This window comes from Collinsella sp. LCP19S3_D5, from assembly GCF_052121415.1.
Taxonomy (GTDB): domain Bacteria; phylum Actinomycetota; class Coriobacteriia; order Coriobacteriales; family Coriobacteriaceae; genus Collinsella.
Map to the genome: position 1 here is coordinate 1 of NZ_JBQKEH010000018.1, position 22,518 is coordinate 22,518.

Genomic DNA, 22,518 nt, shown 5'->3' on the forward strand with positions numbered 1-22,518 from the left:
CGGTGACGCGGGTGTCGACGGCCCGAATCCGCCGGCGGCCCCCCACAAACCAGAAACGGCGCCGCTCCCGCGACGCCGTCATATTCCCTGGTGCCCCCGGGCGGATTCGAACCGTCGACACCCGCTTTAGGAGAGCGGTGCTCTATCCCCTGAGCTACGGAGGCATGTTGTACTAGTGTAGCAGATTTGCGCCACTGCCATGCAGCGCATAGCCACTCTTCGAAGTTACGGTGGGACAGCCTTCCGGAAAGCGTGTCCCACTATCCAGACGAATTCTGGGACGGGCTTTCCGGATGGGGCCTCTCTAGGAAACTACGACCCGAAATTTGAGCTCGAAACGGGATATGGTTTCCCAAATGAGCCTGTTCCGGAAACTGCATCCCAGAATAGGCGCTCAAACTGGGATGATATTTCCCCAGCGAATCCCGCGAAGAGCTACAGGTAGTTATTGGGGACATTCTTAAATGACTAGTCGTATAAGAACGTCGCAGGCGACTAGCTGCCTTTGTGGAAAAGGCCTTTGATGACGGAGGGGATGCTCTTGGCGCCCTTGGCCGTCACATCGATAAAGTCGGGCGAACGCACGAGCTTATCCTCGTCGACGTACTTGCGAACTGCACGAAGCGTCTCTTTGTCGTCGCGCGTCGAAAACGTAAAATGGCCGTTATCCTTGGTAAAGATAGCAAAACGCGTGATCTTCTTAGTGCCGCGCAAAACCTCGGCGGCAATATAGTCGACCTCGTCCCACGGAATTTGAATAAAATCCTCGGGATTGCGCTCGTTGTAATACTCGAACGCCTTATTGCCCACCATCACGTTACCGTGGCTGGTAAGCCCCATCAGGCAGGTTGCCGGTGTTGCCAGATCGACCGTGCTGTTCTGAGATTGCGCCATGCGCGCCTCGCCCTCCAAATAAAACAATCGGACCGCATCCAGTGTACCCACCGGGTGCGGTCCGTTTCAATGGCTCAAAAGCCCTTGCCTAGCAACTCTCGGTCGTAAGCCGAAGCGCGCTTACATGAAGCCGCAAACGCGACCGATGATACCGACGGCGAAGAGAGCCAGAATGATGACAATCGGGCTGACCTTCTTCTTGAGCAGCTTGCAGACGAACAGCGTCAGGCACACGGCAGCAAGGCCGGGGATGAGCTGATCGAGGTTAGCCTGAAGCGTGGTGACCTTCACCTGATCAAGAGCGGTAGCACCGACGGAGTTGTACATCGTCAGCGCTTCCTTGATGCCCTCGGCACCGGAAGGCAGGTTAGCCCAGTCAATGAAGGCGCCGGCAGACTGCGTGACCTTGGAGACGACCGGGGTGAAGGAGATGGACACCCAGCGCTCGACCAGGGCGCCGATGATGAACATACCCAGGATGGAAGCGCCCTCGGTAACCTTGCCCATCAGACCGCCGGAGAGGTCCTTGGCGATGGAGGAGCCGACCTTATAGCCAAACTCCTGTGTGTACCACAGGAAGGCGTAACGGATGATGTTCCACGCGAAGAAGAACAGCAGCGGACCGGCGATGCTGCCGGACAGGGCCAGGGAAGCGCCCAGAGCGCCCAGGATCGGGCGAAGGGTGAACCAGAAGGCGGGGTCGCCGACGCCGGCGAGCGGGCCCATCATACCGACCTTGACGCCCTGAATGGCGACGTCATCGATCGGTGCACCGTTGGCGCGCTCCTCCTCGAGAGCGAGGGTAACGCCAATGACGGGGGCGGAAACATAGGGATGGGTGTTATAGAACTCCAGGTGGCGCTTAAGCGCGGAAATCTGGTCGTCCTTGCTGGTGTAGAGCTTCTTGATCGCAGGGATCATTGCGAAGCACCAGCCGCCATTCTGCATACGCTCGTAGTTCCACGAGCCCTGAAGGAACTGATGACGGAAGCAAACCTTCTTGCGGTCAGCCTTGGTGAGCTGAATCTTGTTCTCTGCCATATGTATCACTCCCCTCCTACTCGTAATCGTTCAGAATGTCGCCGAGCGGGTCACCGGAGCCGCCGCCCATGCCGCCACCCTGCTTGGCCAGATCCTTGAGGCCAAGGTAGATGAGGGCAAGGGAGATGCCGATGAGGCCAAGAGCGATCAGCGTGAGCTGAGGGATGGCAGCAAGGACAAAGCCGAGGATGAAGAACGGCCAGGTCTCCTTGGTGGCCATCATGTTGATGACCATGGCGTAACCGACGGAAGCGACCATGCCGCCGCCGACAGCCATGCCGCCGGACAGCCAGTCGGGCATAGCGTTAAGCGCGTTGGTAACTGCCTCGGCCGGGATGATGCACAGAAGTACTGCCGGGATGGCGATACGAAGGCCCTGCATGAGGATGGCGGCGTACTGCCAGCGCTCGATGCCGGAGAAGTCGCCCTTCTCGGCGCAACCGTCCATGGCGTGAGCGATAGCGGTAGCCAGGGTACGGCAGATCATGGTCAGGAACAGACCAGCGACCGACAGCGGGACGGCGACGGCGATGGCGGCGGTAACGGCCTTGGCCGAATCGGTGGCGCCACCGTTGAGGGCGAGCACCATGATAATCGAAGAAGCGACCGAGGCCAGAGCGGCGTCAGGCGCGACGGCGGCGCCGACGTTAGCCCAGCCAAGGGCCATCATCTGGAGCGAACCGCCCAGGAGGATGCCCTCCTGAAGGTGACCGGTTACGAGACCGATAAGCGTGCATGCCACGAGCGGCTGATGGAACTGGAACTCATCCAGAATGCCTTCCATACCGGCAAGCAACGCGACAATCGCAACAAGCAGAATAGTGATTGCAGACATGTATCGGACCCTCCTTTACTATGCTTGAGCGGCCAGTTCGGCCTTAGCTTTCTTCAACATGGCGTCGAGATCCTCGGAGGAATCCGAAGGAACCTTGCGGACCTCGAACTTGACGCCCTTGGCCTTGAGGGCCTCGAGAGTCTTAACGTCGTCATCGCCCATAGCGACGGCGTTGGTGACGACGACCTTGCCCTTGGAGTGAGCCATGGAACCGATGTTGACTTCCTTGATGTCGACGCCGGCCTCGATAGCCTTGAGCAGATCCTGCGGGTTCTCAAAGAGCAGCATGGCCTTGGTGTCACCAAAGCGCGTGTCCTTGACAACCTCGGCCATCTTCTTGATGGGCACGACGTTGGCATGGACTCCCGGAGGGGCAGCCTGCTCGATCATGGTCTTGCGGAGCTCGTCGTGAGCAACGCCGTCGGAAACCACGATGATGCGGTTGGGGTTGATCTGCTTGGTCCACGTGGTGGCCACCTGACCATGCAGCAGACGGGTGTCGATACGGACGTGGGCGATCTTGATGTGCCCATCGCCGATGACCGTTCCCGGAGGGATGGCGCCTGCAGGAGCAGCGGCGGCCGTGGCCGGCTTCTTCTCCTCGGGCTCCAGAGACTCGGGCTTGACGCGCACGCCAGCCTTAGCCTCAGTCACGAGATGTTTTGCGATCGCATGTGCAGTGTTCTTTGCGTCAAAGCGCTGCGAATATGCCTCGATGAGCATAGGCAGGTTGACACCGGTGACGATAGCCCAGGAATCGTGGCCCTCGATGAGACCGCTGATCTGGTTGAACGGCGTGCCGCCCCACAGATCAACGAGGAAGAGCACCTGCTCCTGGTCCTCGAAGGAAGCGATTGCTTCCTCGACCTTGGCACGGAAGTCGTCGGGGCCCATGCTCGGCTCGAGCGAGACCACGGTCACAGACGGCTGATCGCCAAAGACCATCGAGCCCGTCTGCTTGATTCCGGCTGCCAAGTCCCCGTGGCTAGCAAGAACAATACTTACCATCACATAACCTCCTCTTTGTCTACGTATTTCCTACACGACATGAAAGGAGTATACCTGTTCGTCCTGTAAAATTATAGAGAAAAATGCGAATGATTGGATAATTTGTTTAAACGTCTAGGTTTGTTACAAGTTGATTACGTTACTGCTTTTTGACGGATTACACGCCAAGGCGTCACTTATCAAGCCATTCATTTTACAGATACAAGCAGGCTGGTCATTAATATCGATTTTAGGCAAGCGCGAATGCGCTTGTACTGCAGTTATTTTGTTTAAACAGACATAACTTGACTATTAGCGTGACTTATGCACTAACGTAAGTAGTCATTGGGGACGTTCTTAAACGACTAGTCAAACAAGAACGTCCCCAACGACTAGGGGCTAGACGATGTGGAGGGGGTTGGCAGCGTCGACGGCATCGGGGGCGTCGGAGAGGCCGTCGGGAGCAGCATCTGGCGGGTCCTCGTCGGGGGTCTCAATCTGCTTGATCATGACCTCCTGGCCCTGCAGCAGGTATGTCTCGCCGCTACCGCAATGGGGGCAGATCTTGCCGTGCTCGACCGTCGCATAGTCGCGGCCGCACGCCTCGCAATGCGTCACGGCCTCGACAGGCTCCACGATAAGCTCCGTGCCCTCGGTGATAGGCTTTTTATCTGCCGCCCAGCGCCAAGCGTCGAGCAGCAAGTCGGGAACGACGCCCGAGACCTCGCCCAGCAGCAGCGTGACGCTCGAAACGCGACTCACGCCATTGGCGCGCGCCACGTTCTCGACATCGCGAATAATGTGATAGACGATTCCCAATTCATGCAAGGTAGAAACCCTTCTGCAACGGTTGATGCGATGCCAGCCAAACGTCAGCGAGCGGCGATCCAGGTGCCCCAGGTTGCCCCGAAACAAGGCGTCCGCTGGGCTTTTGCCCGCGGCGCCGCAGTTGAGGGGCAAGATGGGGTATCTGGGCGCCGCGCAGCGTCGGCAGTGCCGCCGTTCGTTAGAACGGCGGAACCTCATTACTTCTTCCCGAATTTGATCTTGATGGCACGCTTGAGCGCGTACTTGCCCAAGCTGGGGAGCTTTTGCTCGTATTTGACCATCGTGGAGCACTCGGGGCGGTCGCGATCCAGGTGGATGGCATCGAACGCGCACTTGGTAGTGCACAGACCGCAGCCGATGCACTTGTTGGGGTCGACGATCGAGGCACCGCAACCCAGGCAGCGAGCGGTCTCGGCGCGTACCTGCTCCTCGGTAAAGGTCTCGATGTACTCGCTAAAGGGCGCGGCCTTCTCGCGCTCGCGGTCGACATGTGCCACCTCGCGGCTCGCGTTGTCGTAGCTCTCGATAACGACATCGTCGCGGTCGAGCGCGATGTAGCGGCGCTGGTTGCGGCCGATGGTGAGCGTGGAGCCCGGTTGCACAAAGCGGTGGATGGACACGGCGGCCTCGTGACCGGCAGCGATGGCGTTGATGGCAAAGCTCGGACCGGTGTAGACGTCGCCGCCCACAAAGATGTCGGGCTCGGCGGTCTGGTAGGTCTGAGGATCGGCAAGGGCACCCTGGCCACGGCCAAGCTCCACCTTGGAGCCAGCCAGCAGGTCGCCCCACACGATGGACTGACCGATCGACATGACCACGCGGTCGGCGTCGACACGACGCAGGTCGTTCTCGTCGTACTCGGGCGCAAAACGGCCCTCGTCGTCAAAGACACGCGTGCAGCGCTTGAAGGTGATACCACACACACGACCGGCCTCGTCCAGGTGAACCTCCTTGGGGCCCCAGCCGCAGCTGATGTGGGCGCCGTCCTCAACGGCCTCGCGACGCTCCTCCTCGCTGGCGGGCATCTGGGCCTCGCTCTCCAGGCAGAACATCTCAACGTGCTCGGAACCCAGACGGCAGGCGTTGCGCGCGACATCGACAGCCACGTTGCCGCCGCCCACCACGATGGTGCGGCCGGGCAGCGTGTCGATCTTGCCACTGTTGACCTTGCGCAAAAAGTCGACGGCCACGGTCACGTCCTCGGCATCCTCGCCCGGAATACCGGCGAGGCGGCCGCCCTGGCAGCCAATGGCAACATAAAAGGCCTTAAAGCCCTGCTCGCGCAGCTCGTCGAGCGTCACATCGCGACCGACCTCCACGCCATAGCGGAACTCGGCGCCCATCAGGCGAATGACCTCGACCTCGGCCTCGATAACATCCTTCTGCAGCTTAAAGCTGGGAATGCCATAGGTGAGCATGCCGCCCGGGCGCTCATTCTTCTCGAACACGACGGGCTTGTAGCCCTTCTCGGCCAGGTAGAAAGCGCAGGACAGGCCGGCCGGACCGGCACCGATGATGGCGATCTTCTGGTCGAAGCCGCCGGCACGCGTCGGGGTCACCACAGGTGGGACATAGCGGGTCGCGGCATCCAGATCGCGCTGGGCGATAAACTTCTTGACCTCGTCGATGGCCACGGCCTCGTCCACGCGACCGCGGGTGCAGGCATCCTCGCAGCGGCGATTGCACACACGGCCGCAGATAGCGGGCAGCGGGTTCTCGCGCTTGATGAGCGCTAGCGCCTCGTCATAGCGGCCCTGCGCCGCGAGCTTCAGATAGCCCTGAACGGCAATGTGCGCGGGGCAGGCCGTCTTGCAGGGCGCGGTGCCGGAATCGTGTGTCTCGATGCGGTTGTCGTTGCGGTAGTTGGGCGACCACTTGGTGTGGTCCCACTTGGTGGCATCGGGCAGCTCCTGGCGCGGATACTCGGGCACCTGTCCGCCGGCCTTTTTGCTGCAGAGCTTCTGGCCGAGCTTGACGGCACCGGCCGGGCACACCTCAACGCAGCGACCGCAGGCTACGCACTTGTCCTTCTCGACCTTGGCGACATAGGCCGAGCGCGACAGGTTGGGCGTGTTGAACAGCTGCGAGGTGCGCAGGGCGTAGCACACGTTGACGTTGCAGTTGCAGATGGCGAAGATCTTGTTCTCGCCGTCGATATTGGTGATCTGGTGCACAAAGCCGTTGTCCTCGGCCTGGCGCAAGATGTCATAGACCTCCTCACGCGTCACATAATGGCCGCGGTCGGTCTCAACCACATAGTCGGCCATATCGCCCACGGCAATGCACCAGTCGGCGGGGTCGTCGGCACAGCCCTCGCCCATCACACGACGGCTCGCGCGGCAGCTGCAGGTGCTGGCGGCATATTTGCCCTCGTATTTGTCGAGCCAATGCTCGATATGCTCGATCGGCACCGAGGTGCTCGAAGCATCGATAGCCTTCTCGACCGGAATGACGTGCATGCCAATGCCGGCGCCTCCGGGCGGCACCATCGGCGTGGCTTTGGACAGCGGCCCCTTGGACGCCTGCTCAAAGAACTTGGCATAGACCGGATGCTCCTCGAGCTGGCTCACGCGCATGTTGAGGAACTCGGCGGAACCCGGCACCAGCATGGGCAGTACCCACTGCTTGGCGCGCTCGGGATTTTCCCAGTTGTACTCGAGCAGACCCGTGTAGCTCATGTCGTCGAGCATCTTCTCGATCTGGGCCTCGGGCATGCCGGTGAGCTTGACCATCTCGGGCAGCGTATAGGGACGGCGCATCTTCATCTTGCAGAGCACTTCGGCCTGCTCGTCGGTTGCGGCCTCGGCAAACGACCAGTACTCGTAGCCCAGCAGCTCGTCGCGATGCAGCAGACGGTTGGTGCAATGCTCGCACAGCTTGACAATGGCCTCGCGCGGATGTTCCGGCAGCGGCGGCACGAACTCCGAACCGATGTCGGGCTCGGTGTAGCTAATTCCCGGTCCGTTGAGAATCATGGTTGTCCCTTCTCTTGCCGCAGCCCGACGAGGCCGCAGCGCCCCTCTTTTTTGCAGGCCGGGCATGCCCCCATGCCGTTCACCCGCCATTGTTGACATTATGTCAAAAATAGTATTGACGAACCGTCAACACTATTCAAGACTATTAGGCGAACGGTCGGGCCCAAACGGATGAAAGGCGGCAAGCGCATGAGCGATAACGCAGCGAACACCCCTGTGGCCGACGCCGTCCCCACGCCCGACAGCGCGGCAAAGCGCCTGACAGGTGACGAGCGCCGTCGCGAGATTCTCGCCGCCGTGCGCGCCGTGAGCTCCGAGCTGGGCGTGTCCCATCTATCCGTCTCGGCCGTGACCAAGCGAGCCGGCTGCACGCGCTCGCTGTTCTACCACTACTTCGTCGACATGGACGCCGCCGTCACCGCCGTCATGGACGAGGCAATCGACGGTTTTATCTCCGAGCTCGAGCAGTGGAATGCCAGCCGCATCGTCGGTGATATCGAGGGCGCACTCGACACCGTCGCCCCGCTCTTTAAGCGCCTGGTTGTGAGCGGCCACGAGCTGCCGAGCACGCTCATCTCGAGCAGCGGCGCGCTCTACGGCGGCTTTCTGCACAACGTGGTCCAGCGCGTGGCGCAATACATCTGCGACACCACCGTGGTGGACTTTGTCGCCCATCATGACCTGCGCATCGACCATGTCTACGAGACGTTTTACACCCTCATCATGGGGCTGTTGATGTACATCCGCACGCACCCCGATGTGCCCGACGAGACGGTTAAGGAGATTATCGCCTCGACACTCCACATCGAGGGCTACACCGCCAAGTATTCCGAGCGCAAGCCCAGGAACTGATGACATTTGGCCAAACTGCCCGCGACGGAAGAGGGGCCGCGGGCGTATGAAAGGAGAGCAGCATGCTGTTCGATGTTTGGGGTAGCGATACCCTTATCCACTGGGCCGGCTGGGCGATGGTCTTTATCGGCTTGATCGTACTCAACGAGGTCGGCCGCCGTACCAAGCTCGGCGCGGCCATCATCTTTGGCGTGGCTCCGCTGGCCATGACCATCTACTGCATCGCCATCGCCGTCGGCGTTTCGCAGGGTGCCGAGTGGGCGCTCACCAACCCCACCCATGTATACCAGAACAGCTGGTTCCATTACGCCAAGGTATACGCGGCGCTGGCCGGCTGCTGGGGCTTCATTGCCATTAAGTACCAGTGGGGCAAGATCGGCAAGGCGCATTGGTTCCGCGCATGGCCGTTTGTGATCGTCGCCATCAACATCTTGATTGCCGTCGTGTCCGACTTTGAGAGCGCCTATCACTTCTTTGTCCTGGGCGAGTCCACCTGGGTCACCTCCGAAGGTGCTACGCAGCTGGCCGGCTGGAACAACGTGTTCAACGGCATCGCGGGCATCATCAACATCTTCTGCATGACCGGTTGGTGGAGCGTCTACGCCTCCGAGGACAAGACCGACATGCTGTGGCCCGACATGACCTGGGTCTACATCATCGCCTACGACATCTGGAACTTCTGCTACACCTACAACTGCCTGCCCACCCACTCCTGGTTCTGCGGCTTTGCGCTGCTGCTGGCGCCCACCGTCGCCGCCTTTATCTGGAACAAGGGCGGCTGGATCCAGAACCGCGCCTTTACGCTGGCCATTTGGTGCATGTTTGCCCAGGTGTTCCCCTACTTCCAGGAGGAGTCCATCTTTGTGACGCACTCCACGCTCGACCCCGGCGCCGCCACCGCGGTCTCGATCGTCGCACTGGTAGCCAACATCGCCGCGATCATCTACGTCGCCTACCGTGCCAAGAAGCTCGGCCGCAACCCCTACAAGCAGGATGTCTTTGAGGGCACCAGCGATTGGGAGAAGGCCACTGCCCGTCGCGCCAAGGTTGATTACGCGCACGCCGAGTAACGCGCCTGACGCAAACATCGCTTGAGCACGAAGCGGCATAGCCGGCTCCGCGCAACTCAACGCACTGCAGAGCCCCCGAAACGTGATTCGTTCGCGTTCCGGGGGCCTTTTGCTGCCGTGAGGATACGGCCGAACGATGCGCTCGGGTTAAATCGGATCTTATATTTCGCATGCGCTTTATATGGCTCCATTTTTGGGTACAGTGTTGAGCCGATATTGCATTGGGGGATATATGAGCGATGAGACACGTGGCCGCGAGGATGCGGCCCAGGATGCGGAAGCATGTGCCGAGGCCCTGGAGAGCCTTGACCGGATTGCGCTAGGCGAGCTCTCGTTGAGCGACTTGGCCGTCGACGCGCAGGACGAGGTGCGCGAAGGCACTGAGGACGAAGGCAGCGACGCCAAAGACGCTTCTGACGAGGCCGAAGCCGAAGCCGAAGCCGAAGCCGAAGAGGACGATAGCAAGGACGACGTCCAGTCGGAATCCGCCTCGGGAGAAGAGACCGCCCTGCTTGGCAGCTTGCCTGCCGATGACTCGCTCACCCGCGAGCTTCCTGGCCTGGGTTCTGCGCCGGCCGTCGACGAGACCATCGCCATGGGCGATATTCCCCTGCCGTCCGTTCCCTCGGCACGCGAAGCCGAGGCTCGCCATCACAAGATGTCGCCCAAGCGACGCAATTTGATGGTTGCCGGCGTCGTTGCCGCCGCGCTCGTTGCCGGCGGCGCGGGCTATGCCGCTTGGAACGGATACCAACAAGAACAGGCCGCCGTCGCTGCCGTCAACGCCCACACCATGATGTCGGTGCAGATTGGCGTACATGCCGCAGGGCTCGACTGTTCCACCGGCTCCAAGATTCCCGTGCAGGTGAGCGGGCAAGACTCTGACGGCTCCTCCGTGAGCGAGACGCTCTATGTTGATGAGCACGGTCGCGGTATTAAGCTGCTGCCTGGCGACTATACGCTCTCCATAGCTGGGTCCCCCATCGCAGCCGACGGTACCATTTACACCGTGCCGACCACCAAGGCGCAGGTTAGCGTAAAGAGCGACGGGCAGGACCTGAGCGCTCAGGCATCCTTTAAGCTTAAGGTACCTTCGGCAGACACGGTGACCGACGACCAGATCGATGCCGCGGCCAAGTACGCCGAGGAGGGCGGCGCGAGCTCTGCCGCGGTCGCAAAGGTGCTCCAGCAGGCGGCAACCGCGCGCCGTGACGCCGCCGTCAATGCCACGAGTTCCCGCGAGGCGCAGGCGGCCCGCGACGCCGATGCTCGGCATAAGGCAACGAACCTGTATCAGCTCGATATTCCCGTTGAGTGGTACGGCAAAGTCGCGACTTGGCAAAACGGCAATACGCTGTGCATCTATCTTGCCAGCGACAGCAATACGCCGATCGTGACGCTTGTCGCAGTGCGCGACGGCGAGAGCTTTACGCCCGATAAGGGCGATACGGTTTTGGGTACGGCAAGCCTTGGCAACGGCTACACGGTCTACGCCAGCGGCCCCGTCTATCCGTATGTGGTGCCCCAGACCATCAACGGGCGCACGCAAGACCCCGTGTCGACCTACCCCATGGACACGGCCATTGAGCTTGTCGAGCTTACAACCGGCAACCGCTATACCTATAGCCAGATCAAGAACGTACTGGTCGGCAAAGACGGCAAGGCCGACGCTGCCACCAAACTCGAGACCGACTACCTCGCCCAGATTCTGATGCCAAGCATCAAGGCCCAGGACTAGCCGGCCGCAGCGAGGGTAGCTAATTTGGGACGGGGCTTTTTTAGCTGCCCCGGCTGGTAATGTGCCGGTTTAGTCGATTAACGGTCGGGGCAGCTAAAAAAGCCCCGTCCCAAATTAGCTACCCTGCAGGAGTTAGCGCCACGGATCGGCTTCGAACATCGGCTCGCGCTCGGGGCGGCGATCGCTGTAGGGATCGTAGCCGTCGTCATCCTCGTTCTCGGCACGGATGTAGGGGTCGCGCGGCTTGGGTGCCGGCTTGGGTGCGGCGGGCGCTGACTCAGGCGCCGGTGCGTTCGTCTCGTTCTCGTCTTTCATCTGCATAGCTCCTTGCCATGTACTCATGTTCAACACCATCGATTGTCGCACGAAAAAGGGCGGCGGACCCAATTGGATCCGCCGCCCTTGGCGTTTGGCTCAAAAGGTAGATTTTAAGGCATGGCCCAACAATCTACTCGGCGTCGGGCACCTCGTAGGTGGCAGACGGCGTGTTATCGCACACGACGGTAAAGGCACCGTCCTTGTCGACGTCAACCGTCACCTGATCACCCTCGCGCACCGTACCGTCGATGATAGCGGCGGCGATGGCGTCCACGACCTCGCGCTGCACCAGACGCTTGAGCGGACGGGCACCAAAAACCGGGTCCAGACCGCCCACGGCGAGCATCTGCTTGGCCGCCGGGGTGATGGCAAGCGTCATGCGCTCCTTGGCCAGACGTGCGCGGACGTCGGCGAGCTGAATATCGACGATCTTTTCGATCTGCGCCATGCCGAGCGGATGGAACACCACGATATCGTCGATACGGTTGAGGAACTCGGGACGGAAAGTCTGAGCCATGGCCGCGTCGACCTGATGGCGCATCTCCTCCTCGTCCTTGCCCGAAAGATCGGCGATAGCCTTGGAGCCCACGTTGGACGTCATGATGATGATCGTGTTCTTGAAGGACACCTGACGACCCTGACCATCGGTCAGACGGCCGTCGTCAAGCACCTGCAACAGCACGTTGAAGACATCTGGATGGGCCTTCTCCATCTCGTCGAGCAAGATTACGGAGTACGGGCGACGGCGCACGGCCTCGGTGAGCTGTCCACCCTCGTCGTAGCCCACGTATCCCGGGGGCGCACCGATCAGACGCTGAACGCTGAACTTCTCCATGTACTCGGACATGTCGATACGCACGAGCGCGCGCTCGTCATCGAACAGGCACTCGGCCAGCGCCTTGGCGAGTTCGGTCTTGCCCACACCGGTGGGGCCCAGGAAGAAGAAGCTGCCGATGGGCTTGTCCGGATCGGAGAGGCCCGCACGGCTACGGCGCACGGCCGCGGCAACGGCGGAGACGGCCTCATCCTGGCCGATGACGCGCTTATGCAGCTCGCCTTCCAAGCCCTTCAGCTTGTCGAGCTCACCCTGCATCATCTTGGAGACGGGCACACCGGTCCAGGCGCTCACGACCTCGGCGATCTCGTCGGAGGTCACCTGCTCGTTGAGGCCTTCACCGTCCTGCTGTTTTTGTGCCTCGAGCGCGGCCTCGGAATCCTGAATCTGCTGCTGCAGACCCGGAATCACGGAGTAACGCAGCTCGGACGCACGGCCCAAGTCTCCGTTGCGCGTCGCACGTTCCTCTTCGCTCTTGGCCTCATCGAGCTGGCCCTTGAGCTCCTGCACATGGTCGATGGCGTTCTTTTGGTTGAGCCAACCGGCCTTTTGCACGTTGAGCTTTTCTTGGACCTCGGCGATTTCCTGGCGCAGGGTCTCCAGACGCTCCTTGGAGGCGTCGTCGGTCTCCTTCATGAGCGCCTGCTCCTCAATCTGCAGCTGGGTGAGCTGACGCGTGGTGGCGTCGATCTCGACCGGCATGCTGTCGAGCTCCATGCGCAGGCGGCTTGCGGCCTCATCGACCAGGTCGATGGCCTTGTCGGGCAGGAAGCGGTCGGCGATGTAGCGATCGGAGAGGTCGGCGGCGGCCACGAGCGCGCTATCGGTAATGTGCACGCCGTGGAAGATCTCGTACTTCTCCTTGAGGCCACGCAGAATCGAGATGGTGTCCTCGACGGTAGGCTCGGAGACCATAACGGTCTGGAAACGACGGGCGAGCGCCGCGTCCTTCTCGATGTACTTGCGGTATTCGTCGAGCGTGGTCGCGCCGATCGCGTGCAGGTCGCCGCGGGCGAGCGCAGGCTTGAGGATGTTGCCGGCGTCCATGGAGCCCTCGGTGGCGCCCGCGCCCACAATGGTGTGGAGCTCATCGATGAACAGGATGACCTTGCCCTCGGACTTCTGCACTTCCTTGAGCACGGCCTTCAAGCGGTCCTCGAACTCGCCGCGGTACTTGGCACCGGCGACCAGCGCGCTCATGTCGAGCTCGATGAGGTCGCGGTCGCGCAGCGTGCTCGGCACGTCGCCGGCCACGATACGCTGGGCGATGCCCTCGACGATGGCCGTTTTACCGACACCCGGCTCGCCGATGAGCACAGGGTTGTTCTTGGTGCGACGGGACAGGACCTGGATAGTACGACGGATCTCGTCGGTACGGCCGATAACCGGATCGAGCTTGCCGGCACGGGCCAGGTCGCAGATGTTGCGGCCGTACTGCTCCAGTGCCTCAAACTGTGTCTTGTCCTCGTCAGACGTCACGCGGTCATCGCCGCGCAGCTCCTCGTAGACTTGCTCGATACGCTCCTTGGTAACGCCGGCGTCGCGCAGCACGCGGCCCGCCTCACCTTTGTCCTCGGCAAGCGCCATCAGCAGATGCTCGGTCACTACAAAGCTGTCGCCCATCTTGGTGGCCTTTTTCTCGGCCTTCTCGATGACACGGACGAGCTCGTTAGAAAGACCCATCTGCTGGCCCTCGCCGGAAACCTTGGGCGCATGGTCGATGGCATCCTGCGTGGAGCGTGCGAGCTGGGCCGGGTCGGCGCCGATGCGCTCGATGATCACGGAGATATTGCGCTCACCGGCACCGAGCAGGGCGGACAGCAGGTGAATCGGCCCCACCGCGCCGGCCTGCGCGTCGGCAGCCGTGCTCATAGCGGTCTGCAACGCCTCGCGCGACGTCATTGCTAGCTTATCGATTCTCATGGAATCACCTCTCTTGGGGCGGCCGCCCTACGGGGCGGCTTCACGTTGTTCGAGAAGTATTGTTGCCAGCTTTGCGCGATCTTATACATAAATCTAAGTCTCTATATATAAGATTTTCTGAGTGATTAAGAGATAGGGAGCAGGCACGCTCACCCGCTGCGGTCTCGTCCCCTTACTATCTCAATCTGTAACATCTAGCGGCTGTTTATGGCTCCAGATGTTACAAATCAAGATGAAATGGCCAGCGGCACCCGTTTGTCTCAATCTGTAACATCTACTCGGCAAATAGAACTCTATCTGTTACAAATCGAGACGAACAGAAGACACCCGAATCGAAAATCTAAATCTGTAACACCAGGCCCACTTTTAGCGGCCAAGATGTTACAGGTCGAGACAGACCGAAAACCGCCACAAAGGTGCCTGCCCCCTTTGTGGCGGTTCTCGACAAAAAGAAGCCGCCCCATTAACAGAGGCGGCATCAAGCAAGTCTATTTATTAGCGTCCCTCAAGACCCAACGAGAACACAGTAATATAGCCCGGGGCTTACCCTTTCCCGAACGCGACCCTCGCGAAGCGCGTGAGCGGGCGGGAAAGGGTAAGCCCCGGGCGGACAATTAAGTGCGTTACTCGGCAGCGGCCTTGAACTTGTTGTAGTTGATCAGGCAGCCGGCCTTGACGATGGCACGCTCCTCAGCCGTCATATCGGCAATGTAGAGCTCAATCTGCTCGACCGCACCATCGGCGCGCACCACGTAGGCGGCGATGTCCTTCAGGTCGCCATCGAGCGCGGCACGGATACCCGGCACAAAGACGTAGTCGCCCACCTCAAAGTTGGGCTCGGCCTCCATCTGGAAGGGCACCATGCCCCAGTTCATCACGTTGGAGCGATAACGCTTGGTGGCGTACTCGTAGACGATGTTGGCCAGACCGCCAATCACGCGCTGGCAGCTCGCGGCCTGCTCGCGGGCAGAACCGTCACCGGGCTTCTTGGCATAGAGCATGGAGCCGTACTCGGTCGCCTTGGCATCGGCCGCGACGCCGGCGCCGGCCAGCGCCTCAAACACGCCGGCAAGCTCGGCATCGAGTGCCGCCAGGTCGCCTGCCGCCTCGCCGGCAACGCGGCGCTTCTCCACGGCGTCGACCTCCTTGGAACGACCCACGTAGGCCGGATCGCGGCGGCTGAGCGTAAACTCTGCCAGGCCCAGCGGATTGGAGCGGAAGGAGCTCGTCTCGCCCGAGGGAATGAGCTCGTCGGTCGTGGTGACCGGGTCCATGATCTTGGAGCACACCTTGAGCAGGATATCGTCGCCGAGAGGCTCCATTGCGGGCCACGGCTTGATGTTGGGACCTTCGACCAGCTCGTCGGCAGGCTCTGCCTTGCCAAAGCCCCAGTACACGCGCTTTTTGTACGGCGCGTCGTCAAAGGTGTACTCGCAGGCCTCGTCCCAAGTCTCCTCGGGCAGGTCGGTCGCCGGCGTCAGGACGCCGCCGTTGGCAGCTGTCGCCGCAATGGAGCGAGCGTCCATCAGGGCCACGGCGCTCAGCTGACCATTGCCCGGCTTGGAACCCTCGCGGTTGGGGAAGTTGCGCGTGGTGTGGCGGATGGACAGGCCGTTGTTGGCAGGCGTGTCGCCGGCGCCAAAGCACGGACCGCAGAACGCCGTGCGCACGATCGCGCCGGCCTCCATAAGGTCGTAGATATAGCCACGACGCGTAAGTTCGAGCGCCACGGGCTGGCTCGTGGGATAGACCGACAGCGAGAACTCGCCGCAGCCGGTGTTGGCGCCCTTGAGCACGCGGGCAGCCTGGACCACGGAGTCGTAGTTGCCGCCCGAGCAGCCGGCGATAACGCCCTGTTGCACGTGAAGCTTGCCGTCGACGATCTTGTCGAGCAGGCTAAAGTGCGTCTTGCCCTCGCCGATCTTGGCGGCCTCGAGCTCCACCTCATGCAGGATGTCCTCGAGGTTCTCGTTGAGCTCCTCGATCTCAAAGCCGTTGGAAGGATGGAATGGCAGCGCGATCATGGGCTTGATGCTCGACAGATCGACCTCGACGCAACCGTCGTAGTAGGCGACATCGGCGGGCTTGAGCTCGCGGTAGTCGTCGCCGCGACCGTGCATGGCCAAAAACGCGTGCGTGTCCTCGTCAGTGGCCCAGATGCTCGACAGGCAGGTGGTCTCGGTGGTCATGACGTCGACGCCGTTGCGATAATCGGTCGTCATGCTCGCGATACCCGGGCCCACAAACTCCATGACCTTGTTCTTGACATAGCCCTTGGCAAAGACGGCACGGATGATGGCGAGCGCCACGTCGTGCGGGCCGACGCCAGGACGCGGGGCGCCCGTGAGGTAGATAGCGACGACGCCGGGATAGGCAACGTCGTAGGTGTCGCGCAGCAACTGCTTTGCCAGCTCGCCGCCGCCCTCGCCCACGGCCATGGTGCCCAGGGCGCCATAGCGGGTGTGCGAGTCGGAGCCCAGGATCATCTTGCCGCAACCGGCGAAGTTCTCGCGCATAAAGGAGTGGATGACGGCGATGTGCGGCGGGACGAAGATGCCGCCGTACTTTTTGGCCGCGGAAAGGCCAAAGACGTGGTCGTCCTCGTTGATGGTGCCGCCCACGGCGCACAGCGAGTTATGGCAGTTGGTGAGCACGTAGGGCAGCGGGAACTGCTCCATGCCCGAGGCGCGCGCCGTCTGGATGATGCCGACGAAGGTGATGTCGTGGCTCGCCATGGCATCGAAGCGAATCTTGAGCGCCTCGGGGTCGCCGGACGTATTGTGTGCCTGGAGGATCGAATACGCGATGGTGCCGCGCTTGGCATCCTCGGGCGTCTGCGTAATACCGCGCTCGGCAGCCTCGGCCGCAGGCACAACCTCGCTGCCGCCGCGCAGGTAGATGCCGTCCTCGTACAGCTTGACCATACTGTCTCCCACTCTGCCCAAAAAATTTGGGCGCATAGCATGCATTCGTTCAATATCGTGCCATAGAACGGTTGCGAATGGGTTACGAATCTGCACGTTCACTTTATCTCGGTAAAGTACAGGACGAGCCCGATGTGGATCAGCAGATTTGGTGCAAGAGCGTCCCTTTCGACTAGTCATTTAAGAACGTCCCCAATGACTACCCATAACAACGCCGATGCTTTGGCAACGACAGCGAGCGGGCCCCAATGACTACCAACGACTACTGCATCCGGAGCAAGGCAACGCCGCAGGTAGAGGACGGACAGCAAGCGGGCCGCATTTCCAAAGTGAGGAACGTCCCCAAGTGCCGCATCCGGACCATGGCAACGCCGCAGGTAGAGGACGGACAGCGAGCGACGTCCAGGGCGAACAAGTTGGCATGAAAAAGGCAAGGCATAGACCTTCTGGTCATGCCTTGCCTTTTGAATGACAAATTGTCGCCCTGGGCGGCGCGCAGCGTCGACCGGTCCGCCGTTCGTTAGAACGGCGGAACCTAGAGATCCCCGCCGGCTCCCAGTAGCTTGCGCATGACCTGTTCGGGATTAACCGAGCCATCGCGCGGGGCCAGGGAGGTGATCTTCTTCTGCATCTTGTACTCGTGCAGCTCGTCCTCGAGCTGGCGCATGCGGGCGCGGAGCTTTTCGTTCTCGCGCTCGCGCTCCTCGGCACGCTCCTTCATATCGAGGATACGCACCACGCCGGCAAGGTTGATGCCCTCGTCGGTCAGCTGGTTGATGAGCTCCAGGCGCTCGATATCGGCACGCGAATAGAGGCGCGTGTTGCCGCCCGAGCGCTGGGGGTTCACCAGGCCCTTGGACTCGTAGACGCGCAGAGTCTGCGGATGCATGCCGGTCAGCTCGGCCGCCACGCTGATCATGTACAGCGGTTTGTTCCTATTGTCCTCGGCCATGCTACCTGACCCCTTTCCGTCTCGTTATCGTCCATCATAAGCCCGCGGGCGTGGGCGTGCACCGCGACCGCCCTAGAACGTCGCCTTGTAACGGTTGACCTTCTCGCGGTAGTCGCGCGTGTCGGCCTCGCGCAGCTTGGTCATGGCATCGCGCTCGTCATCGGATAGGTTCGTGGGAACCCGCACCTTGATCTCGACGAGCAGCGCGCCCGTACGGCCACGGTGCTTAACGTCGGGCGCCCCCATCTCCTTAAAGCGGAACTTTTTGCCCGTCTGGGTACCCGCAGGCACTTTCAAACGGACCGTCGCACCGCCGGGCGTGGGCACGTCCACCGTGCAGCCGAGCGCCGCCTCGTAGACCGAGACCGGTACCTCCATGGTCACGTCGGCGCCTTTGCGCTTAAACAGCGGGTGCTCCTCCACATGCGTGGTCACGACCAGGTCGCCGCGCTCGCCACCGGCGACGCCATACTCGCCGCGACGCTTGTAGCGTAGCTTGCCGCCGTCGACCGCGCCCGCGGGCACCGAGACCGTAATGGTCTGCTGCTCGCCTGTCGAGGGAATGCGATAGGTGACCTTGTGCGTCACGCCGCGAAACGCGTCCTCGGCCGTCACATCGACGGTCAGCGACAGGTCGCCGCCCTTGCGAGCGCGGCTGCGACCCGCACCGGCACCGGCAGCGCCCGCAGCCCCGGCAAAGCCCGAGCCCCAATCGCTGCCCCAGGCGCCGTTGCCGCTAAAGATGCTGTCGAAGATGTCGCCCCAGCCGCTGGCGCCCGCGCCGGCACCGTAGCCGCCGCCATACGCGCCGCCTGCGCCCGGCATGCCGCCAAACATGAGCATCTGGTCGTACTCTTTGCGCTTCTTCTCGTCCGAAAGCGTCTCGTAGGCCTCGCTGATCTCCTTGAACTTGGCCTCGTCGCCGCCGGCGTCGGGGTGATATTTTTGCGCGAGCTTGCGAAACGCGCTCTTGATCTCTTTGTCGGAGGCGCTCTTGGATACGCCCAGGATGTCATAGAAGGTTTTGCCTGCAGCCATCGTAGCTCCTCTCCTGTTTTATCCGTCGCCCAGCGGGCGGCGGCTCATGCTTTCATATGGCACTAGGCCAGAAAGGGCCCCGGGTGTTGCCCCGGGGCCCTTCTCAATTACTCCTCGGTGCTCTCGGCCGTATCGGCCGCAGCATCCTCGGGCGCCGCTTCGGGCTCCGGTGCGGGGCGCTTTTCGCCACCGTAGGTCACCGTCACCATCGCGGAACGCAGGATGCGGTCCGCCATGCGGTAGCCCTTCTGGTACACGTCGTTGACGGTCTCGTCGTACTGCGATGCGTCCTCGACACGACCCACAGCCTGGTGCTCGAGCGGATCAAACGCCTCGCCCTTGGGGTCGATGGGCTCAACGCCCTCGTGCGCAAACACATCGAGTAGCTTGGCATGCACCGCGTCGACGCCGTCGACGAACTGCTTAAAGTCGTCGGAAAGCTCTTGGCTTCGGGCATGGTCGATCGCACGCTCGATATCGTCGACCACCGGCAGCAGCGCAGTGACGAGCTTCTCTGTCGCGCGCTCACGCTCGGCGATACGCTCGCTGGCGGTGCGGCGACGGAAGTTCTCCCAGTCGGCCTGCAGACGGGCGGTGCGCTCGGTGGCGTCCTTCGCCTTGTCCTCGGCAGCCTTCTGAGCCTCTGCCGCAGCATCGAGCTCATTGCGCACGTCGGCAAGCTCCTTCTGGGCCTGCTCGAACTTGAGCTTAAAGTCGTTGTCGGCGGCTTCCTCACCGGCGCGGATAGCGGCTTCCACCATCTCGTCCTCGGTCATCGTCGCCTCCTTGTTGGAATCCTCTACCTGGTTCTCGACAGCCTCGGCGGCCTCGGCCTCGTTGGCCTCGGTATCGTCGACGGCCTCTACGGGAATCTTCACGTCCTTCTCCTCAGAGTCAACGGAGGCGGCCCCAACGGCAGCCGCCTCCGTGCGAGCTTTACGGGCGGACATGATTACTTGTCCTCGTCGTCCACAACCTCGTAGTCGGCGTCGACGACGTCATCGTCGGCAGGCTGGGCGCCGGCGGCACCGTCGGTCTGCTGCTGAGCGTCGGCGTAGACAACCTGAGCCAGCTCGTAGGCCACGGACTGCAGGGACTCGCCAGCGGCCTTGATGGCCTCGACGTCAGAGCCCTCGAGCGCCTTCTTGGCATCGGCGATAGCGGCCTCGGCCTTGGACTTCACATCGGCGGAAACCTTGTCGCCCAGCTCGTTGAGGGTCTGCTCGGTGGAGTAGCACAGGCTGTCGGTCTGGTTGCGGACCTCGACCTCTTCCTTCTGCTTCTTGTCCTCCTCGGCATGAGCCTCGGCGTCCTTGACCATACGATCGACTTCTTCGTCGGACAGAGCGGTGGAGCCGGAGATGGTGATCTGCTGCTCCTTGCCGGTGCCCTTGTCCTTAGCGGAGACCTTGACGATGCCGTTGGCGTCGATGTCGAAGGTGACCTCGATCTGCGGCACGCCGCGGCGGGCAGCCGGGATACCGGTCAGCTGGAACTTACCGAGCGACTTGTTGTCGCGGGCAAGTTCGCGCTCGCCCTGGAGCACGTTGATCTCGACGCTGGTCTGGTTGTCGGCAGCGGTGGAGTAGACCTCGGTCTTGGAGGTCGGAATCGTGGTGTTGCGGTCGATCATCTTGGTCATGATGCCGCCCATGGTCTCGACGCCCAGCGACAGCGGGGTAACGTCGAGCAGCAGGATGCCCTCGACGTCGCCGGTGAGCACGCCGCCCTGGACGGCAGCGCCGTCGGCAACGACCTCGTCGGGGTTCACGGACATGTTGGGCTGCTTGCCGGTCATGGTCTTGACGAGCTCCTGGACGGCAGGCATACGGGTGGAGCCGCCGACGAGGATGACCTCGGTCAGATCGGAGAGCTTAAGGTTAGCGTCGCGCAGGGCGTTGGTGACAGGCTGCTTGCAGCGCTCGAGCAGGTCGCGGGTGATCTTCTCGAACTCGGCGCGGGTCAGCGTGTAGTTGAGGTGCAGCGGGCCGGACTGGTTCATGGTGATGAACGGCAGGTTGATAGTGGACTGCTGGGCGGCGGAGAGCTCCTTCTTGGCGTTCTCGGCGGCCTCCTTCAGACGCTGCAGGGCCATGGGGTCCTGACGCAAGTCGACACCGTTCTCCTGCTGGAACTTATCGGCCATCCAGTCGATGACGCGCTGATCCCAGTCGTCGCCGCCCAGGTGGTTGTCGCCCGAGGTGGACAGAACCTCAAACACGCCGTCGGCGAGGTCGAGGATGGAGACGTCGAAGGTACCGCCGCCCAGGTCGAAGACCAGGATGCGCTGGTCGGAGCCCTGCTTGTCCAGGCCATAGGCCAAAGCGGCAGCGGTCGGCTCGTTGACGATACGCTTAACGTTGAGGCCGGCGATCTTACCGGCGTCCTTGGTGGCCTGACGCTGGGCGTCGTTGAAGTAGGCCGGGACGGTGATGACGGCGTCGGTGACGGTCTCGCCCAGATACTTCTCGGCGTCGGCCTTCATCTTTGCGAGCGTCATGGCGCTCACCTGCTCGGCGGTGTATTCCTTGCCCTCGATGTCGACGACGGCACGGCCACCCTGGCCCTCCTTGACCTCATACGGCACGGTCTTGAGCTCGGAGGTGCACTCGGAGTACTTGCGGCCCATGAAGCGCTTGATGGAGAACACGGTGTTCTTGGGGTTGGTGACCGCCTGGTTCTTAGCGGCCTTGCCCACGACGCGGTCGCCGTCGGCACGGAAGCCAACGACAGACGGGGTGGTGCGGTCGCCCTCGGCGTTCACGATGATGGTCGGAGAACCGCCCTCGAGAACGGCCATTGCGGAGTTAGTAGTACCAAGGTCGATACCAAGAATCTTGCCCATTAGAAATTCCCTCTCTCTTGTGCGTTTGCACCGACTCGGCGGTCTGCCAAGCGGTCTTTCGGTTTGTCTTTCAGGATGTAGTGTATCCCCTTATGGACCGGAATATACAAAATCTAAGTCAATTCATATAAGATTTCTTATCACTTAGAGTTTAGGTTCTCGAATGCGCAGGTAGATGCGCTGATTGAGTTCTCGGCAAATCTATCGAGATCTATGTAGAGATGGCTGAGGTTTGGGCCGGGGGTGCCTGGGGCTGCTTTACGGAAAGCTCGTCCCGGTTTGAGCGTGGATTCCGGGCCGTAGTTTCCGTCTGAAGGCTCAACCGGAAACCGTATCCCGTTTTGAGAGCTGATACCGGGTCGTAGTTTCCGCTAGCGGGCCCAACCGGAAACTGCGACCCGTTTTTCGACCAGATAACGGGATGCGCTTTCCGAAAGCCCACTCAATTGCTCAATAATTCGAG

Annotated in this window: 16 protein-coding genes and 1 tRNA gene; 3 read left to right on the forward strand and 14 right to left on the reverse strand. The window is 61.6% G+C overall.

The annotated features are described in order from the left end of the window. Positions 1–88: 88 nt before the first annotated feature. The 7 genes from ACTQXO_RS07655 to ACTQXO_RS07685 all read right to left on the reverse strand — a co-directional run bounded on the left by ACTQXO_RS07655 (position 89) and on the right by ACTQXO_RS07685 (position 7,560). Positions 89–164 (reverse strand) — tRNA-Arg (locus ACTQXO_RS07655). A 331-nt stretch (positions 165–495) separates the two neighbouring features. Continuing rightward, positions 496–894, reverse strand: coding sequence for a DUF956 family protein (locus tag ACTQXO_RS07660; protein ID WP_427795138.1), 399 nt, complete (start codon positions 892–894; stop codon positions 496–498). 120 nt (positions 895–1,014) lie between these two features. Next, a complete protein-coding gene (locus tag ACTQXO_RS07665; RefSeq protein WP_154518429.1) occupies positions 1,015–1,935 on the reverse strand; it encodes a PTS system mannose/fructose/sorbose family transporter subunit IID in 921 nt (306 codons plus the stop codon). A gap of 16 nt (positions 1,936–1,951) precedes the next feature. Continuing rightward, complete coding sequence (locus ACTQXO_RS07670; RefSeq protein WP_055285302.1) at positions 1,952–2,770, reverse strand: PTS mannose/fructose/sorbose transporter subunit IIC; 819 nt, start codon at positions 2,768–2,770, stop codon at positions 1,952–1,954. 18 nt (positions 2,771–2,788) lie between these two features. Beyond that, on the reverse strand, positions 2,789–3,778 hold the full coding sequence (locus ACTQXO_RS07675; RefSeq protein ID WP_441031910.1) for a PTS sugar transporter subunit IIB: 990 nt from the start codon (positions 3,776–3,778) through the stop codon (positions 2,789–2,791). A 378-nt stretch (positions 3,779–4,156) separates the two neighbouring features. Continuing rightward, entirely contained in the window at positions 4,157–4,585 is a 429-nt protein-coding gene (locus tag ACTQXO_RS07680) for a hydrogenase maturation nickel metallochaperone HypA/HybF (protein WP_441015388.1), read from the reverse strand. Positions 4,586–4,782: 197 nt separating this feature from the next. Then, a complete protein-coding gene (locus tag ACTQXO_RS07685) occupies positions 4,783–7,560 on the reverse strand; it encodes an FAD-dependent oxidoreductase (RefSeq protein WP_441031912.1) in 2,778 nt (925 codons plus the stop codon). A gap of 189 nt (positions 7,561–7,749) precedes the next feature. Here ACTQXO_RS07685 and ACTQXO_RS07690 point away from each other — a divergent pair, with 189 nt between their 5' ends. From ACTQXO_RS07690 to ACTQXO_RS07700, 3 genes are all read left to right on the forward strand, one after another. Beyond that, positions 7,750–8,412, forward strand: coding sequence for a TetR/AcrR family transcriptional regulator (locus tag ACTQXO_RS07690; protein WP_427719312.1), 663 nt, complete (start codon positions 7,750–7,752; stop codon positions 8,410–8,412). A gap of 62 nt (positions 8,413–8,474) precedes the next feature. Further along, on the forward strand, positions 8,475–9,482 hold the full coding sequence (locus ACTQXO_RS07695) for a DUF5692 family protein (protein ID WP_154518417.1): 1,008 nt from the start codon (positions 8,475–8,477) through the stop codon (positions 9,480–9,482). Between the two features lie 232 nt (positions 9,483–9,714). Then, complete coding sequence (locus ACTQXO_RS07700; RefSeq protein ID WP_441545592.1) at positions 9,715–11,220, forward strand: hypothetical protein; 1,506 nt, start codon at positions 9,715–9,717, stop codon at positions 11,218–11,220. A 132-nt stretch (positions 11,221–11,352) separates the two neighbouring features. On the opposite strand, the gene ACTQXO_RS07705 is transcribed toward ACTQXO_RS07700, so the two are convergent. The 7 genes from ACTQXO_RS07705 to dnaK all read right to left on the reverse strand — a co-directional run bounded on the left by ACTQXO_RS07705 (position 11,353) and on the right by dnaK (position 22,055). Continuing rightward, a complete protein-coding gene (locus ACTQXO_RS07705) occupies positions 11,353–11,535 on the reverse strand; it encodes a hypothetical protein (protein WP_441031916.1) in 183 nt (60 codons plus the stop codon). 133 nt (positions 11,536–11,668) lie between these two features. Next, entirely contained in the window at positions 11,669–14,296 is a 2,628-nt protein-coding gene (gene clpB, locus ACTQXO_RS07710) for an ATP-dependent chaperone ClpB (RefSeq protein ID WP_441031918.1), read from the reverse strand. A gap of 623 nt (positions 14,297–14,919) precedes the next feature. Beyond that, positions 14,920–17,220, reverse strand: a complete 2,301-nt coding sequence (locus ACTQXO_RS07715; protein WP_441031920.1) for a hydratase — start codon at positions 17,218–17,220, stop codon at positions 14,920–14,922. Between the two features lie 535 nt (positions 17,221–17,755). Then, positions 17,756–18,172, reverse strand: a complete 417-nt coding sequence (locus ACTQXO_RS07720) for a heat shock protein transcriptional repressor HspR (protein ID WP_427719306.1) — start codon at positions 18,170–18,172, stop codon at positions 17,756–17,758. Positions 18,173–18,244: 72 nt separating this feature from the next. Continuing rightward, positions 18,245–19,210, reverse strand: coding sequence for a DnaJ C-terminal domain-containing protein (locus ACTQXO_RS07725; protein ID WP_441031922.1), 966 nt, complete (start codon positions 19,208–19,210; stop codon positions 18,245–18,247). A 107-nt stretch (positions 19,211–19,317) separates the two neighbouring features. Further along, entirely contained in the window at positions 19,318–20,160 is an 843-nt protein-coding gene (locus ACTQXO_RS07730) for a nucleotide exchange factor GrpE (protein ID WP_441031924.1), read from the reverse strand. A 2-nt stretch (positions 20,161–20,162) separates the two neighbouring features. Then, positions 20,163–22,055, reverse strand: coding sequence for a molecular chaperone DnaK (gene dnaK, locus ACTQXO_RS07735; protein WP_154518137.1), 1,893 nt, complete (start codon positions 22,053–22,055; stop codon positions 20,163–20,165). Positions 22,056–22,518 lie beyond the last annotated feature (463 nt).

What these genes read in the sequence shown, in the direction of transcription:
- ACTQXO_RS07660 (WP_427795138.1), bottom strand. Translation starts at nt 894, where the DNA reads ATGGCGCAATCTCAGAACAGCACGGTCGATCTGGCAACACCGGCAACC.
- ACTQXO_RS07665 (WP_154518429.1), bottom strand. Translation starts at nt 1,935, where the DNA reads ATGGCAGAGAACAAGATTCAGCTCACCAAGGCTGACCGCAAGAAGGTT.
- ACTQXO_RS07670 (WP_055285302.1), bottom strand. Translation starts at nt 2,770, where the DNA reads ATGTCTGCAATCACTATTCTGCTTGTTGCGATTGTCGCGTTGCTTGCC.
- ACTQXO_RS07675 (WP_441031910.1), bottom strand. Translation starts at nt 3,778, where the DNA reads ATGGTAAGTATTGTTCTTGCTAGCCACGGGGACTTGGCAGCCGGAATC.
- ACTQXO_RS07685 (WP_441031912.1), bottom strand. Translation starts at nt 7,560, where the DNA reads ATGATTCTCAACGGACCGGGAATTAGCTACACCGAGCCCGACATCGGT.
- ACTQXO_RS07690 (WP_427719312.1), top strand. Translation starts at nt 7,750, where the DNA reads ATGAGCGATAACGCAGCGAACACCCCTGTGGCCGACGCCGTCCCCACG.
- ACTQXO_RS07695 (WP_154518417.1), top strand. Translation starts at nt 8,475, where the DNA reads ATGCTGTTCGATGTTTGGGGTAGCGATACCCTTATCCACTGGGCCGGC.
- ACTQXO_RS07700 (WP_441545592.1), top strand. Translation starts at nt 9,715, where the DNA reads ATGAGCGATGAGACACGTGGCCGCGAGGATGCGGCCCAGGATGCGGAA.
- ACTQXO_RS07705 (WP_441031916.1), bottom strand. Translation starts at nt 11,535, where the DNA reads ATGAAAGACGAGAACGAGACGAACGCACCGGCGCCTGAGTCAGCGCCC.
- clpB (WP_441031918.1), bottom strand. Translation starts at nt 14,296, where the DNA reads ATGAGAATCGATAAGCTAGCAATGACGTCGCGCGAGGCGTTGCAGACC.
- ACTQXO_RS07715 (WP_441031920.1), bottom strand. Translation starts at nt 17,220, where the DNA reads ATGGTCAAGCTGTACGAGGACGGCATCTACCTGCGCGGCGGCAGCGAG.
- ACTQXO_RS07720 (WP_427719306.1), bottom strand. Translation starts at nt 18,172, where the DNA reads ATGGCCGAGGACAATAGGAACAAACCGCTGTACATGATCAGCGTGGCG.
- ACTQXO_RS07725 (WP_441031922.1), bottom strand. Translation starts at nt 19,210, where the DNA reads ATGGCTGCAGGCAAAACCTTCTATGACATCCTGGGCGTATCCAAGAGC.
- ACTQXO_RS07730 (WP_441031924.1), bottom strand. Translation starts at nt 20,160, where the DNA reads ATGTCCGCCCGTAAAGCTCGCACGGAGGCGGCTGCCGTTGGGGCCGCC.
- dnaK (WP_154518137.1), bottom strand. Translation starts at nt 22,055, where the DNA reads ATGGGCAAGATTCTTGGTATCGACCTTGGTACTACTAACTCCGCAATG.